This is a genomic window from Kinneretia sp. DJ1R-11 (assembly GCF_025717595.1).
Taxonomy (GTDB): domain Bacteria; phylum Pseudomonadota; class Gammaproteobacteria; order Burkholderiales; family Burkholderiaceae_C; genus Paucibacter_A.
Window position 1 is genome coordinate 93271 of the sequence record NZ_JAJIRR010000012.1, and the last position, 14996, is coordinate 108266.

Here is a 14996-nt window from a genome sequence, read left to right on the forward strand (position 1 = left end):
CTTGTTTACTTCACAAAGCTGTTCATCTGGATGATGGGTAGCAGCACCGCCATCACGATCACCAGCACGACCGCACCCATGCCGACGATGAGCAAGGGCTCCAGCAAGGTCGCCAGGGCCAGGGCGCGACGCTGCACTTCAACGCTGAGCTGCTTGGCGGCACGCTCCAGCATTTGCGGCAGCTGGCCGGTCTGCTCGCCCAGACGGGCGAACATGGCCAGGATGCCGGGGAAGCGTTTCTTGCCGGCCAGGGCCGAGCCGACCGGTGCGCCCTCGCGCACCTGCACCAGGGCATCGAGCGCATCGGCGCGCATGGCATGGTTGGACAAGGTTTCGGCCGCGGCCTGCAAGGCCTTCAGGATGGGCACGCCCGAGCCGGCCAACATGGCCAGGGTGCCGGCAAAACGGGCCGCGTTGTAGCCGCGGGCCAGTCGGCCCAGCAGCGGCACCTTCAGAAAAGCGGCGTCGAAGCGCAGGCGGAAGGCCGGGCGCTTGAGGGCCCAGGACAGGCTCGTGCCGCTGCCGATGGCCACCAACACCATCAGCCAGCCCCACTCACGCACGAAGTCACTGGTGGCCAGCATGGCCACGGTCAGCCAGGGCAGGGCGCGCTTGGAACTGGTGAAGGTGGCGGCGATCTGCGGCACCACATAGGTCACCAGGAAGATGATGATCATGAAGGCGATCAGCGAGACGATGGTCGGGTAGGCCATGGCGCCAATCAGCTTGGCCTTCAGGTCCTGGCGCTCTTCCAGATCGTCGGCCAGTTTCTCCAGCACGGGGCCCAGGGCGCCGCTTTGCTCACCGGCCGCCACCACGCCGCGGTAGACCTCGTCGAACTCACGCGGTGCCGTGCCCAGGGCGCGGGCAAAGCTGGCGCCGGCATTGACCTCGGCCTTGAGCTGCGAGAGCAGCTCACGCTGGCGCGGGTCCTCGCATTCATCGGCCAGGGCCGTCAGCGCCCGCTCCAGCGGCAGGCCCGAGCCGACCAGGCCGGCCAGCTGGCGCGTCCAGACGGCCAGCGCGGTGGTGCTGAAGACGCGGCGCGCAAAGCGGCTGCCGCCGTCCTGGCCCTGCTGCTGCACCGGCTCCAGGTTCAGCGGCACCAGGTTCTGGGCGCGCAGTTGGGCACGCGCGGCGCGCGGGTTGTCGGCCTCGATCAGGCCGCTGCTCGAGCGGCCGGCCGGGTTCAGGGCTTCGTATTTGTAGGCGGGCATGGTGGGCGGCGCGACACCGGGCTCAGGATTCGCGTGTCACGCGCAGCACTTCTTCGACCGAGGTGATGCCCGCGTCGATCAGGCGCTGGCCGTCCTCGCGCATGGAGCGCAGGCCGGCTGCATGGGCAGCAGCCTGAAGCTCACTCTCTGCGGCGCGCTGGTGCATCAGGTGCCGCACGGCTTCGTCGGCCACCATCAACTCATAGACGCCGGTGCGACCCTTGTAGCCGGTGCGGCTGCAGGCTTCGCAGCCGACGGGGTGGTAGCGCCCCTCGCCATCCTGACGTTTGCAGACGGGGCAGAGCTTGCGCACGAGGCGCTGGGCCAGCACGCCGAGCAGGCTGGAGCTGAGCAGGAAGGGCTCGACGCCCATATCGGTCAGTCGAGTGACGGCGCTAGGGGCGTCATTGGTGTGCAAGGTGGCCAGCACCAGGTGGCCGGTCAGCGAGGCCTGGATGGCAATCTGCGCGGTCTCGTAATCGCGGATTTCGCCGATCATGATCACGTCCGGGTCCTGGCGCAGGATGGCGCGCAGGGCCTTGGCAAAGGTCAGGTCGATCTTGGCATTGACCTGGGTCTGGCCGACGCCGGCCAGCTCGTACTCGATCGGGTCTTCCACCGTCAGCACATTGGTGGTGCTGGTGTCCACGGTCTGCAAGGAGGCGTAAAGGCTGGTGGTCTTGCCCGAACCGGTGGGCCCGGTGACCAGCACGATGCCGTGCGGCTGCTGCACCAGGCGCTTGAAAGCGTCCAGCACATCGCCGCTCATGCCCAGGCCTTCGAGCGTGAACTTCGATTCGGTCTTGTCCAGCAGGCGCAGCACGGCGCGCTCGCCGTGGGCGCTGGGCAGGGTGGAAACGCGCACATCGATGGCGCGGCCGCCGATGCGCAAGGAAATGCGGCCGTCCTGCGGCAGGCGCTTTTCGGCAATGTCCAGCTCGGCCATGATCTTCAGGCGCGAGATCAGGGCCGCGTGCAGGCCGCGGTTGGGCTGCACCACCTCGCGCAGCGTGCCGTCGACACGGAAGCGCACCGAGCTGGCACGTTCGTAGGGCTCGATGTGGATGTCGCTGGCGCCGTCCTTGGCCGCCTGCGTCAGCAAGGCATTGAGCATGCGAATGATGGGCGCGTCATTGGCCGCTTCCAGCAGGTCTTCCACCGCAGGCAGGTCCTGCATCATGCGGCTCAGGTCCACCGCGCTCTCGACCTCGCCGATCACCACGGCCGCGCTCGATTCGCTGCCGGCATAAGCGGCATTGATGCGCTCGGCCAGGCTGCTGGCGGCCTCTTGTTCGAAGCGGTCGATCAGGTAGAGGCGCTGCACCTCGGACAGAGTGGCCAGGCTGACCTCGGCCGGCGCCCAGAGCACGAGGCTGGCGCCGTCGTCCTCCAGCAGCACCGAATTGGCCTTGGCGTAGGCGTAAGGCAGGGGATGGCGCATGGCGCTCACTGGCCCACCTTGTCCGTGGCGCCCGCTGGCGGTTTGGCCGTGCCGATGGGAGCGGTGGGGTTGGCCGGCAGCAGCGGCGTGCCGGTGTCGGGCAGGGCGAACTTGGGCTCGGGTTTGACCGATTCCTGCAGGGTGCGGAAATGGTCGTAGCGGTCGAGTGTGATGCGGTCGGCCGCTTCCTGGCTGCGCATGATGACCGGGCGCAGGAACACCATCAGATTGGTCTTGACCCGGCTGCGGCCGGTGTTCTTGAACAGATTGCCGATCAGGGGCAGGCTGCCCAGGCCGGGCACGCGGCCCTCGCTGTCGGCGAACTCGTCCTTGAGCAGGCCGCCCAGCACCAGGATCTGGCCATCGTCCACCGAGACCGTGGTCTCGATCGAGCTCTTCTCGGTCGAGGGGCCGCTGCTGTCGGCCTTGGTGGTCGGGTCGACCGAGGAGTTTTCCTGGAACACCGTCATGCGCACCGTGCCGCCCTCGCCGATCTGGCTGCGGATGCGCAAGGTGATGCCCACATCCTTGCGGTCATAGGTCTGGAAGGGGTTGACCGCGCCGGTGCTGCTGCCACTGCCGGTGTTGGTGTAGGAGCCGGTCACGAAGGGCACCGAGCGGCCGACCACGATCTTGGCTTCTTCGTTGTCCAGGGCGACCAGATTGGGCGTGGACAGCACATTGGCGCCGGCCTCGGTCTCCAAGAAATTGGCGATCGCGCCCAAGGTGTAGCGCTCGCCGAATTTTTTGAGCAAGCCGATATTGAAGCCGGTCGGCGCATCTTTGATGACGCTGGCAATAGCGGTGGTGCCGCCGTAGAGCGCGGCCGAGCCCTGGATGATGTTGCCCGGGCCGGTGCCGAAATTGGTGCCGGCGCCCGTGATGCTGCTGTCGCCTTTGTTGCCGAACAGGTTCTGCCACTGCACGCCGAAATTGCCGCTCTTGCTGGCGTCGACTTTGACGATCAGGGTTTCGACATAGATCTGCGCGCGCCGGCCGTCGAGCTGCTCGACGACCTGGCGGATCTGGCGATACAGCGGTTCGGCGGCCGTGATGATCAAGGCATTGGTCGAGGGGTCGGCCTGCACAAAGCCGCCGGTCGAGGGGCCGGCCGAGGCGCTGACCGGGGTGGTCGCTGCTGCCGAGGCGCCGCTACCGCTGGTGCTGCTGTTGTTGCCTGAGCCAGCGCCGCTTTGCTGCAGTCCGCTGAAATTGCCCGCACCCAAGCCGCCGGCGCCGCTCTGGCCTGCTCCCGAGCTGCTGCCGGAAGCGCCGCCGGCATTGCTATTGGCCGAGAAGGCGGCGCGCAGCACCGTGGCCAGCTTGGTGGCGTCGGCGTTCTTCAAGTAGATGACGCGGATATTGCCGGCCGGGCTGTTGTCCAGCGAAGGCTGGTCCAGCTTGGCGATGATGCTCTTGGTGTAGGCCAGGCGCATCGGATTGGCGGCGCGCACGATCAGGGCATTGCTGCGTGGGTCGACCACCACATTGACGCTGCCGCTGCCGCCTTGGCCGGGCACCGCTGCGGCGGCATTACCGGCTTCGGTCAGGCGCAGCACCAAGGGTGCCAGGTCGGCGGCGACCGCATGCTTGAGCGGCACCAGCTCGATGTCGGTGGCGCCGGCCGTGTCCATGGCGGCGATGATGCGGCCCAGGCGCTGCAGGTTGTCGGCGTAGTCGGTGATGACCAGGCTGTTGTTGCCCGGGTTGGCGTTGATGGTGTTGTTGGGGCTGATCAGCGGGCGCAGCACCGCCACCAGGTTGTTGGCGTTCTCGAAGTTGAGGCGGTAGACCTGGGTCAGGATCTGGTCACCTCGCTCCTTGCTGCTGTCCACGGCCACCGAACCGGCCTGCAGCTTGGCGTCGGCCTCGGGCACGACTTTCCACAGGCCAGCGCTCTCCACCACGGTGAAACCCAGGCCGCGCAGGGCGGCCAGGTAGTTGAGGTAAGCCTCGCGCGGCGTCACCGGCTGCTCGCTGTAGACCGTGACCTGGCCCTTGACGCGCGGGTCGATGATGAACTGGCGGTTCATCATCACGCCCATGGCGCGGGTCACCGCCTCGATGTCGGCGTTGACGAAGTTCAGAGTCACCGGCGTCGGTGCCTTGACGGCCGGGCCGCTGCCGCGCGGCTTGTTGCTGGCGGCCGGGCTCAGGGCAGGCGTGGCCAGCAGGGCCAGGGCCAGCAGGGAGACGCCCGCTTGCTGTCGCCGAGGCGCGATGGGCGCCCGCTTGTCGTCGTTCATGCTCATCCGATCGAAAAGACGGAACGGGCGCCTTGGCGCCGTCCGATGATGTTCAGGAGGTTGTTCAAGGCGGCTTCCCGGCCGGGCGCGGCGGACGCTTCCAGGGTGAAGCGCGGCTTGCCGGCCGTCAGCGTGCCCTGGCCATTCAGCATCAGGGCGCCTTCCAGGGTGCTCAGATTCATCTGGCTGACGTTGCCGACGTCGCCGGTCTGGCCCGGGCTGGCGGGCATCGCCAGCAGGGAAAAACGGTAACTGCCCAGCGGCGCGAGTGTCGAGACGCGGGAAGACAAATTGAGCAGGTCCAGGTCCAGTTGTCCGAATTGGCGCCACTGCCCGCCCAGCCACTCCAGGCGCAGATCGCGTGCGCTCAAGCGCAGCGAGCCGCCCAGCTGCAAAGTGTTCCAAGGCGTGCCCAGGCCCGAGAGCAGGCCCGCCGGCAGACGTGCCAGCCATTCGCCGCTGTTGGCCACGGCCAGCTCGAAGCGGCCCCAGCCCGGGCGCAGCAAGAGTTGCAGCTGGCCATTCAGGCAACAGTCCTGGCGGGCATTGAGCGCCAGGCCCAGGCCTTTGAAACCCAGGGTCCAGCTCAGGCGGCCGGGCAGGATGGCGGCGTCACGGCTGCCCGCACCACCGCTGAGCACCAGCACGCCGCTGCCATTCCAGATGCTGCCGCGGCTGTCGGTGATCAGCACATGTTCATTGCTGGCCGTGGCCAGGCCGCGTGCCAACCAGCTGGCCGGCGCAAAGGCCACGAGGGCAATGCCAGCGCCCAGCAGGGCGCCGGCCACGCTCCAGCGCCGTGGCAGGCTCTGGCGGGCACGCTGCCCCAGGTCTTCGGTGGGCAGGTCCTGCCAGTGACTCGGCGCACCCAGGCTGGACCCGGTCGCGTCGCCGGGGCGCTTGCTTCGCCCGAAACGAAGCGGATTCATGGGGCCGAGCCTCCTTGCAGGCCGAGCACGATGCTGCCGCTGAAGCCCTGCGGGCCGCGCTGCAGCTTGGCCTCCAGAGGGCGGGCACGGGCGGCGCTGCGCGCTTCGCCCAGCCAAGCCTGCAAGGCCTCGCTGCTGACGCCGTTCAGGGTCAGCACGGCGCGGTCGCCGCTGAGCTGCAAGCGGGCCGCCGGGCCCAGGTGTTCGCTGGCTGCCTGCAGGGCTTGGGCGGCTTGGGCGGCGGGCACGGCCGGGGCGGCGCGCAAGGTTTGCGCTTCCTGCGCCAGGGCCTGCATGTCCTGCAGCTGACGCTCCAGGCTTTCCGCCTGGGCCGGAGCCTGGCTCAGTGTGCGCCAGGCCGGCTGAATCGCCACGAACCAGAGCAAGGCCAGACCCAGCAGCAGGGCGATCAGCTGCGCGGCCTTGCGCTCGCGCTCGCCCATCTGCTGCCACTGCGCTTGCGCCTGAGCTTGCAGGCCGGCCCAGGGTGTCGGTTTCTTGTCGATGCTCATGTCTTGGGCCCGGGCGAGGCCAGGGCGGAAAGGGCGTTGCGGACCGCAGGCGCATCGGCGGGCAGGCGGCTCAGGGTCAGCTGGCCTTCGCTGCTTTCCAGCTGCCAGCCTTCGCTGCGCAGCTGGCTGCGGAATTGCTGGATCTGCGCCTCGCTCCAGCCGGCGCTGGACAGTTGCAGGCGGCCGGCTTCGAAGCTCAGGCTGTCGGCCGGGCCGCGGTCTTGGGGCCAGGCGGTGGCGGCCGCAGCCAGCAGGGTTTCCAGATCCTTGTCGCCGCTGCGGCCGGCGCTGGCGCGCAGGCCGTCGATTTCACGCTGCATCTGTGTCGGCGCGTCCAGCACCGCACGCACATGCGGGAAGGTCTGGGTCAGGGTCTGGGTGATGGCAGCGCGCCGGGCCTTGAGCTGGGCGTTTTGCTGCCAGGCGGCCAGGTTCATGCCCAGCAGCTGCACGGCCACGAGGCCGGCAAGGCCAATGCGCACCGGGCGCCACTGGCGACGCATCAGGCCGCGCGAGAGCTGGCGCAGGGCGCGGATGCCGCGGGTGCGCGGCGCCAGTTCGAATTGGCGCAGATTCCAGGGGCAGTCGATCACGCTCAGCGCGCGCTGGGCGCGGCTCAGCGGCGTGACCGCCGTGCCCAGCCAATGTTCGGCCGCTGCCGCCACCTCGGGTGCGGCATGCCACTGCGAGCTCTGCACCAGGGGCGCCGGGAAGAGCTGGCGCGTCAGGCTGCCCTCCAGCGGCAGATTGCTGACCCCCTCGGGGTGGCTCCAGCGCAGGGCCACCGGGCTGAATTCCTGGCCGGTGCTGTAGAAATAGCCGCGCGGCGGGCTGCCGGGCCAGCTCAGGGGGCAGACTCGGTCGACCACGATCTGCGCCGCTTCCAGCGCCGCCAGCTGCGCTTGCAGCCAGGCACGCGAGCAGACGGCGACCCAGGCGCTATCGCCGCCCTGGGCTTCGGCTTCGATGGCAAAGTGCAGGCTCTCGGCGTCGTCGAGCAAGCTGTCTTCCAGCAGGCCGGCCAGGGCGCTGCGCATCTGCCGGCCGGCGCGCGGCAGGCTGACGCGCTGCCAGGCCACGTCGGACTCGGCCGGAATGGCGATCACCAGGTCGGCGTGCGGCAGTTGGGTGGCCGGCAGGCTGCCTTGCGCGCTCAGCTCGCGTCCGTCGGCACTCAGCACATAGTCGATGTCGGCTGCGGCCTCGCCGCCACGGCCGAGACCGGTCGCTCGGCCCAGGCCGTCGACGGTCGGGGCAGGGCGGCCTTGGGCATGCAGGCGGCTGCGCGGGGGCAGGAACAGGAGCAGAGTACTCATGGAGACGGGGGAAGCGGGCGCATTCTAGGTGGCGTATTTTGCGGGATCATGTGGAATCAATCAGTTAGCGCTTCTCTCTATGAAACGCCGGGCCCGGGCGACCTCGCGCGGCGCTTCACTTCCGGGTTTCCTGCAGCTGGTTGACGCGTTGGCGCTCGATCACCAGCATTTCCAAATTGCGCCTTTGTACCAGGGCGCGTTCCTCCATGACCCGTTCGTCCAGGCGCAGCCGGCCCTTGATGATGAAGAAGGCCGACTTCACATCGGCCCGCTCCGCGCTCAGATTGGCGTTGCTCGGGAAGTAGCTGGCCGCGTCTTGCAGCTTGCGCAAAGGCTGGGTCTGGCGTGCGCGCACCAGGCGCTCGGCCGAGGCCAGGTCCATGCCGTCATAGAGTGCGGCGATGACCTCGCGTGGCGCGGTGTTGAGGTTGACCGGCGTGGCCTGGGGCAGCAGGGTCAGCACCGGGCGCAGGCGTTCGATGGTTTCGGGCGTCAGGCCGAACCAGGCCAGCTGGTCGAGATTGCGCGGTGGTAGCGGTGGGTTTTTGTTGTCGGCCGCGTTGGCCTGGCTCTTGCTGCCGTCCTTGCTGTCGGCGGACTGGCGCAGCTTGCGGATCAGGGTCTGTGCACTGCCGGGCGGCGCGCCGACGCTGTCGCACAGACGCTCCAGCACCCTTTGCTCGAGTGCAGGGACCTCGGTGCCGCCGAGCAGATTGCGAAGGTTGTACTGCGCCTGGGCATCCTGCAGGCTGCCTGATAGAAAAGCCTCGGGCCCGCTGTCTTCTTTGTTGTCGGCATCGGCGGCCAGAAAGGTGGACAGGCGCGCTTCGGCCAGGGGCACGGCCCAGACCTCGCCGAGGTGGTCGACCGGCTCATTGAGGTTGGCGCGCGCATCCTCGCGCAAGATCAGGCGTGCCCAGTCGAGCACGCCTTGCAGGATCCAGGCGGACTGCGCCCGGGCCCGCTCGGCCGCCTCGATCTGCACCGCCCGGTATTGGCGCCAGACCATGGCCGAAGCCAGGCTGGCCACCAGGGTGACGATCAGCATGGCGGTCAGCAAGGCTGCGCCTGCTTGTCCGCGGGGCCGGCGTTTGATCATGATTGCGGCCCGAGGATGATCTGGCGCGTCAAGCTGCCGTTGAAGCCGCTGTCGGGTGAGAACTGCAACACCATGCGCACGCCGCTGGGCAAGATGGCTCGCCTCGGGCCGCTGCCGTCCTTGTCGTTCGATCCCTGGCCCTGGCCTTGCCCCTGCCCATCTGCGCCCTTGCCGGGGCCGGATGCCCCTGGCCCTGGCGGCGGCGGGATGTTGTCGCTGCCATTGCTGACATCGTCGCTGGACTGGGCATTGCTCCAGCCATTGCCTCGGTAGAAATAGAGCTGCCAGGCACTGATCCCCTCGAGCGTGCTCAGCTGGCCGCGGTCCTGGGCTTGCAGACGCAGGCTGCGTTCATAGGTTTGCCCCAGCTCATTCGCGCCCTGCTGCAGCGGGCCTTCCCAGCGCAGCAGCCGCCCCTCGCGCAGGCTCCAGACCACCACCTGCAGGCCCTGTGGCTGTTGGCGTGTCAGGCGCAGCGAGGCGCCGTCAAAGGCAATCGCCGGCACGCTGCCGCTGTCCTGCACGGCGCGCAGGTCGCTGTCCCATTGCGCCATCACGGTCTGCAAGCGGGCGCTGTGGTCCAGGTGGGCCTGGGCCACTTCCCGGCTCTTCAGCAAGCCATTGATGCCGCTCCAGGCCATCACGGTCATCAGGCTCATGATCAGCAGGGCCACCATGACTTCGATCAGGGTGAAACCGGTCGGCGTGTGGCGGCCGATGCGCATCAGAAGCGCCCCATGATGGTGGAGAGCGTCAGCAGGGTGCGCTCGCCGTCGCCGCTGATCAAGGCATCGACGCGGCGGAAGTTCGGGTTGGGCGTGGGCCGGACGACCATGCGGCCGCGGTAGGCCTGGCCGAACTGTTCGCAGCTGAAGTCGCTGTCGCCGATGCCGGGGAATTGTTTGCCCAGGCGCAACTCGGTCAGCTGGTTCTCGGCGCACCATTGAGCGGCGCTCATTTCGCGCAGGCGACTGGCGTTGTCGGTCAGCGAGCCCGCGGCCTTGACCCCGGCTGCCAGGGTGATGGCGACGATCACCAAAGCGACCATCACCTCGATCAAGGTGAAGCCGCGCGGTGCTGCTTTCAGGCCTGTGCGCCTCATGGCGCCGGCACCGGGCTGACGCTGAAGGGGGCCAGGCCGTCGGTGCTCAGTTGCAGGCGTTGGTTTCCCAGGCGCAGCTGGACTTGCTGGGCGCCAATCATGGGCTCGGGCCCCAGGCGCACGCTGCGCGCATTGCTGATCTCTGCGATCACGCCCTCGGCCAGCCATCGCCTGGGCAGCTGGATGCGTTCGGGCAGGCCCTGAAAGCGGAAGTGGTCGCGGGCATTTTGTTGCAGAGGCAGCCATTGCACGTCGAGGCCGGCGCTGCGGCTCTCGGCCCTGGCGGTCTCGAACAAGGCGACCAGGCGTTCGGCCTCGCGTTCGAGCTGGGCTTCGGCTGGGTCACGCATGGCCATGCTGATGGCGGCCGAGGCGATCGCCACCATGGCCACCACCACCAGCAGCTCGATCAGTGTGAAGCCGCGCTGCGCTTGCAAGCGCTTATTGCCAGGAACCGAGGTCGGCGTCATTGCCTTCGCCACCCGGGCGGCCGTCGGCACCGAAGCTGTAGATGTCGATCTCGTTTTTCACGCCGGGGTTGGCGTACTGGTAGGGGTTCTTCCAGGGATCGAGCGGCAGCTTGTCGATGTAGGGCTTCCAGTTGGCGGGCGGCGTGCCGGTGGTGGGCTTGCGCACCAGGGCTTCGAGGCCTTGTTCGCCGCTGGGGTAACGGCCGTTGTCGATCTTGTAGAGCTTGAGTTGCTGCATCAGGTCGTTGATGGTGGCGCGGGCGGCCGTGACCTTGGCTTCATGCAGGCGGTCCATCACATTGGGCACGATCAGGGCCCCCATCAGCCCGATGATGAGGAACACGACCATGATCTCGATCAGGGTGAAGCCCCGGGCGAGGCGGCGAGAGTTCGTTGTATTCATGTGAACGTGACGGGCTGCGTGGTGAAGAAGGGTTAGCACCGGGGCCGGGGGCCGCGGATCAGCAAAGCGCATGAATCATAATCTCCCCATGCTTGCACGAATGATGGCTTTTTTGGTGTGGGGTTTGCTGGCTTGCAGCGTCGTCTATTGGCTGATCCAGCTGATGGCCCGGCCTGTGGCGGCGCCTCTCCATGCCCAGGCGGTGCTCGAGCAGCGCAGCGGTACGGCCGATCTGACGCGCTTGTTCGGTGCCGCGCCTGTGGCCGCGCCCGAAGTCGCCTTGCCCGCAGACAGCCGTTTCAGCCTGCTTGGGGTGGTGGCGCCCAGGAATCTGCAGGCCAGTCAGGCGGGCGAAGGCGTGGCCTTGATTGCTGTTGACGGCGTGCCGCGCACCGTACGCATCGGCGCGGTGTTGGATGGTGAGCTGCGCTTGCTGTCGGTTCAGGGCAATTCCGCGCAGTTGGGTCGCGATGGCGTGGTCAGCATGACACTCAATTTGGCGCCTCCGCTGCCGGCTGCCACCGGTTCCTTGCCCCCTGCGGCCAATTCGCCGACCGTGCTCGGGGGCCAGCCCATGTTGCAGGGTGAACCGGCCCAAGCGCCATTCCGTCCCGCTCTGCCGCCCGGCCAGCCGCCGGCACCCGGTGGCCTGGACTCCAACGCCCTGCCTACGCGCTGAGGCGCGGCTCGCTGCCGCTGTCACGGTAGGCGCCGCTGAGCGAATCGAAGCCGCTGCCTGTGTTCGGGCCGCGCGGCTCGGCGAGATCGTGCAGATCGGTCAACAAGGCGGCGGCGCTGCGAATCATGGGCCAGGCCAAGGCGGCTCCGGTGCCGTCGGCGCTGTCCATGCCCAGCTCCAGCAAGGCCGAAGCGTGGAAGGTGGCCAGGGCTTCGTCCAGGCCGCGGTGCACATGGCTGCGGCAGAACACGGCGTAGTCGGTCACCGGCGCAGCAATCTTGGCGGCCAGCTTGAGCGCGGCGCAGGCGGTGATGCCGTCGATGATGATCAGATGGCGTTTGGATGCGGCCACCAGCATGGCACCCACCATCACGGCAAGCTCGAAGCCACCGAATGCGGCCAGCACTTCCATCGGGTCGCTGACTTCACGGTGGCGCGCTTGCGCCGCCTGCAGCACGCCGAGGATGTGGGCGAGCTCGTCCTGACGCATATCGGGGCCGGACAGCACGAAATCGCGCACCGGCTGGTCCATCAAGCGCGACAGCACCAGGGCGGCGCTCTCCGCTGAGCCCTGACCCATGCCGGCACAGGCCAGCACATTGCCCGGCAGGTTGTCCGAGATTTCCATGCCCACCCGGACCCCGGCATGGGCTTGCTCCAGCGTCATGGCCGGGCCGGTGCGGGTGTTGCGGGTGCCGTGGGCGATCTTGCGCGCCATCAGACGGGCATGCGGCGCCAAGGATTCGGCGATGCCGCAGTCGACCACGGCCAGTTGCAGGCCTTGCAGGCGGGCAAACACTGAAACCGGCAGGCGGTTCTGCAGGGCGAGCTGGGCCTGCTCACGCGTGCTGCGGCCCCATTGCTGGCCGATGCGGTCCACCACCAGGCCATGGTCGGCGGCGAACAAGGCCAGTACCGGGTCGCGGAAGCGCGGGGTCAGTGAGTTCTGCACCAGACCCAGGCGCACCGCCAAAGGCTCCAGCTCGCCCAGGCCGCCGGCGATGGCGGCATGCCGGTCGACGCGGTCGCGCAAGGCCTTTTCCAGTTCTGGGTTGGCGGTCGGCGAGATCAGGGACTGGTGCAGGGACATGGGAGTTGGTCAGCTCACCCTGAGCGGGTGCGGGCGGCTGCATTGTCGTGCCTGCGAGGTCTGCTGCCATCCGCACTTGCCCTGCGGCAGGCGGGGCAGTGCGGTGGCGCTGCGTCAGCGCAGGAAAAGTTGATAGACCGGGTTGTTGCTTTCGTCTTCGAAAGGGTAGTTCAGCGAGTTCAGAAAGTCGCGCAGCGCCGCATTGTCACCGCGTGGCACCTGGATGCCGACCAGGATGCGTCCGTAGTCGGCGCCCTGGTTGCGGTAATGGAAGAGGCTGATATTCCAGTCCGGGTGCATGCTGGACAGGAAGCGCATCAGCGCGCCCGGCCGCTCGGGAAAGATGAAGCGGTAAAGGCGTTCGTTGCGCGCGAGCTCGGAGCGGCCGCCCACCATATGGCGCAAATGCTGCTTGGCCAGCTCGTTGTCGGTCAGGTCCAGGGCCTGGAAGCCGCCCTTGGCAAAGGCGCGTGCCAGCTTGGCTGCTTCCTCTCGCTTCTGGGTGGCCACGCCAACTAGGATGTGGGCCTGGGTTGAATCGGAGATGCGGTAATTGAATTCGGTGACGCTGCGCGGTCCCAGCAGTTCGCAGAAACGCTTGAAGCTGCCGCGTTCCTCGGGAATGGTGACGGCAAACAGCGCCTCGCGGTGCTCGCCGACCTCGGCCCGCTCGGCGACGAAGCGCAAGCGGTCGAAGTTCATATTGGCGCCGCAGGTGATGGCGATGAAGGTCTGGCCCTTGCAAGCGTGCTCGGCCGTGTACTGCTTGACCGCCGCGACGCCCAGTGCGCCAGCGGGCTCCAGAATGCTGCGCGTGTCTTCGAATACATCCTTGATGGCGGCGCAGACGGCGTCGGTGTCCACCAGCACAAAGTCATCGACCAGGGCCCGTGTGATGCGGAAGGTCTCTTCGCCGACCAGCTTCACGGCCGTGCCATCGGAGAACAGGCCGACATCGTTCAGCAGCACCCGCTTGCCGGCCCGCACCGAGCGGACCATGGCGTCCGAGTCCTTGGTCTGCACGCCGATCACCTTGATCTCGGGGCGCACCGCCTTGATATAGGCGGCCACGCCGGAGATCAGCCCGCCGCCGCCGATGGCCACAAAGATGGCGTCGATCGGGCCGGGATGCTGGCGCAGCAGCTCCATGGCGATGGTGCCTTGGCCGGCAATCACATCAGGGTCGTCAAAGGGGTGGACAAAGCTCAGACCTTGGGCTTTTTCCAGTTCCAGCGCGTGGCCATAGGCGTCGGTGAAGCTGTCCCCGAAGAGCACCACTTCGCCGCCGTGGCTTTGCACCGCGTCGATCTTGACCTTGGGCGTGGTCACCGGCATCACGATCACGGCCCGGCAGCCCAGCTTCTTGGCCGACATGGCCACACCTTGGGCATGGTTGCCAGCTGAGGCGCAGATCACGCCCTGGGCCAGCTGTGCGGCGCTCAGATGGGCCATCTTGTTGTAGGCGCCGCGCAGCTTGAAGCTGAACACCGGCTGCTCATCCTCGCGCTTCAGCAGCACCTTGTTGCCCAGGCGCTTGCTCAGGCTTTTGGCTGCTGTTAGCGAGGTCTCTTTGGCGATCTCGTAGACGCGGGCGTTGAGAATGCGCTGCAGATAGCTGTTGTCGGAGGGAGTCAGGTCGGGCATGCCGGCCGCAGCCACGGTCTTGGCGACGGGTTTGCGGGTGTGGCGGGTGCCACTCTTGAGCGTGCGGGCGGGGCCGGCCATGGGGTCTCCGATACAGATCTGTTGCGGCGCAACATGATAAGCCAGGCTTGTATGGGGCCGATTCCAGCTCGGCTTGGCGCAGTTTTGGCCAAAAAAAACCCGAGCTTTTGCAAGCTCGGGTTGAATCCACCATGGAGGCGGTGGAGGAGACAAACGGTGCGAAGTTGCGGGCTGCTAGGGTTTTGACGCCGGCTGGCTGCGCGCAGAAGGTTCGCTTGGCTAGAATTTTAGCTGCTGCAATTGCTGCGGTGCAATATTTTGTCGGTTTAAATTAGTCCAAGAGCTCTAGTGCCAAGCGGCCAGGGCTCATCACTTTCGTTTGGAGCACGCGCGATGGAATGCACGATCAACTGGATGGGCGCCGAGGGTATGGCGTTTGTCGCCCAAACCGGCAGTGGTCATTTGCTGACCATGGATGGCGCGCCGCAAGGTGGGGGTCACAATTTGGCCCCTCGGCCGATGGAAACTGTCCTGGCTGGCACCGGCGGCTGCACGGCTTACGACGTGGTCTTGATTCTCAAACGGGGCCGGCATGATGTGCGTGGCTGCCAGGTCCAACTCAAGGCTGAACGCGCCGAAACCGACCCCAAGGTCTTCACGTCCATCCACATGCATTTCCTGGTCACTGGCCGAGGTCTCAAGCAGGATGTGGTGGAACGGGCGGTCGCGCTGTCACATGAAAAATACTGTTCGGCCAGCATCATGCTGGGCAAGACTGCGGCCATGACGACTTCGGTCGAGCTGATCGAAGGCTGAGTGTGACGTTG

At 67.3% G+C, this 14996-nt stretch carries 15 protein-coding genes; 2 read left to right on the plus strand and 13 right to left on the minus strand.

Translation table 11 applies throughout. From position 1 onward, the window contains the following. Positions 1-5 precede the first annotated feature (5 nt). The 11 genes from gspF to gspG all read right to left on the minus strand — a co-directional run bounded on the left by gspF (position 6) and on the right by gspG (position 10735). On the minus strand, positions 6-1217 hold the full coding sequence (gene gspF / locus LNV23_RS18445; RefSeq protein WP_263564320.1) for a type II secretion system inner membrane protein GspF: 1212 nt from the start codon (positions 1215-1217) through the stop codon (positions 6-8). A 22-nt stretch (positions 1218-1239) separates the two neighbouring features. Continuing rightward, positions 1240-2658, minus strand: coding sequence for a type II secretion system ATPase GspE (gspE, locus tag LNV23_RS18450; protein WP_263564321.1), 1419 nt, complete (start codon positions 2656-2658; stop codon positions 1240-1242). A 5-nt stretch (positions 2659-2663) separates the two neighbouring features. Next, positions 2664-4904, minus strand: a complete 2241-nt coding sequence (gene gspD / locus LNV23_RS18455) for a type II secretion system secretin GspD (RefSeq protein WP_263564322.1) — start codon at positions 4902-4904, stop codon at positions 2664-2666. A gap of 2 nt (positions 4905-4906) precedes the next feature. Further along, positions 4907-5833, minus strand: a complete 927-nt coding sequence (locus tag LNV23_RS18460; RefSeq protein ID WP_263519011.1) for a type II secretion system protein N — start codon at positions 5831-5833, stop codon at positions 4907-4909. Further along, on the minus strand, positions 5830-6345 hold the full coding sequence (locus LNV23_RS18465; protein ID WP_263519010.1) for a type II secretion system protein M: 516 nt from the start codon (positions 6343-6345) through the stop codon (positions 5830-5832). The genes LNV23_RS18460 and LNV23_RS18465 overlap by 4 nt, the downstream gene beginning before the upstream one ends. After that, a complete protein-coding gene (gene gspL, locus LNV23_RS18470) occupies positions 6342-7661 on the minus strand; it encodes a type II secretion system protein GspL (protein ID WP_263564323.1) in 1320 nt (439 codons plus the stop codon). The genes LNV23_RS18465 and gspL overlap by 4 nt, the downstream gene beginning before the upstream one ends. A 115-nt stretch (positions 7662-7776) precedes the next feature. Further along, positions 7777-8760 carry a type II secretion system minor pseudopilin GspK gene (gene gspK / locus LNV23_RS18475; RefSeq protein WP_263564324.1) on the minus strand — a complete coding sequence of 328 codons (984 nt, stop codon included), beginning with the start codon at positions 8758-8760 and terminating at the stop codon, positions 7777-7779. Then, a complete protein-coding gene (locus LNV23_RS18480; protein ID WP_263564325.1) occupies positions 8757-9485 on the minus strand; it encodes a type II secretion system protein GspJ in 729 nt (242 codons plus the stop codon). The genes gspK and LNV23_RS18480 overlap by 4 nt, the downstream gene beginning before the upstream one ends. Further along, complete coding sequence (gene gspI, locus LNV23_RS18485) at positions 9485-9862, minus strand: type II secretion system minor pseudopilin GspI (protein ID WP_263564326.1); 378 nt, start codon at positions 9860-9862, stop codon at positions 9485-9487. Before gspI ends, LNV23_RS18480 begins: the two co-directional genes overlap by 1 nt. Next, complete coding sequence (locus LNV23_RS18490) at positions 9859-10332, minus strand: pilus assembly FimT family protein (RefSeq protein ID WP_263564327.1); 474 nt, start codon at positions 10330-10332, stop codon at positions 9859-9861. Before LNV23_RS18490 ends, gspI begins: the two co-directional genes overlap by 4 nt. Further along, the gene (gene gspG, locus LNV23_RS18495; RefSeq protein WP_263519000.1) at positions 10304-10735 is read right to left on the minus strand and encodes a type II secretion system major pseudopilin GspG; all 432 of its coding nucleotides are present in this window, start codon (positions 10733-10735) and stop codon (positions 10304-10306) included. Before gspG ends, LNV23_RS18490 begins: the two co-directional genes overlap by 29 nt. 88 nt (positions 10736-10823) lie before the next feature. On the opposite strand from gspG, the gene LNV23_RS18500 reads away from it, so the two are divergent. Beyond that, complete coding sequence (locus tag LNV23_RS18500) at positions 10824-11414, plus strand: hypothetical protein (protein WP_263564328.1); 591 nt, start codon at positions 10824-10826, stop codon at positions 11412-11414. Here LNV23_RS18500 and LNV23_RS18505 read toward each other — a convergent pair. Together LNV23_RS18505 and ilvA are read right to left on the minus strand one after the other, a co-directional pair. Beyond that, positions 11404-12504, minus strand: a complete 1101-nt coding sequence (locus tag LNV23_RS18505; RefSeq protein ID WP_263564329.1) for a nicotinate-nucleotide--dimethylbenzimidazole phosphoribosyltransferase — start codon at positions 12502-12504, stop codon at positions 11404-11406. The two genes, LNV23_RS18500 and LNV23_RS18505, sit on opposite strands and share 11 nt — an antisense overlap. 114 nt (positions 12505-12618) lie before the next feature. Next, positions 12619-14148, minus strand: coding sequence for a threonine ammonia-lyase, biosynthetic (gene ilvA / locus LNV23_RS18510; protein WP_263564381.1), 1530 nt, complete (start codon positions 14146-14148; stop codon positions 12619-12621). A 414-nt stretch (positions 14149-14562) separates the two neighbouring features. Here ilvA and LNV23_RS18515 point away from each other — a divergent pair, with 414 nt between their 5' ends. After that, positions 14563-14985: an OsmC family protein gene (locus LNV23_RS18515; protein ID WP_263564330.1), complete on the plus strand. Its 423-nt coding sequence runs from the start codon at positions 14563-14565 to the stop codon at positions 14983-14985. The last annotated feature ends 11 nt before the right edge of the window (positions 14986-14996 follow it).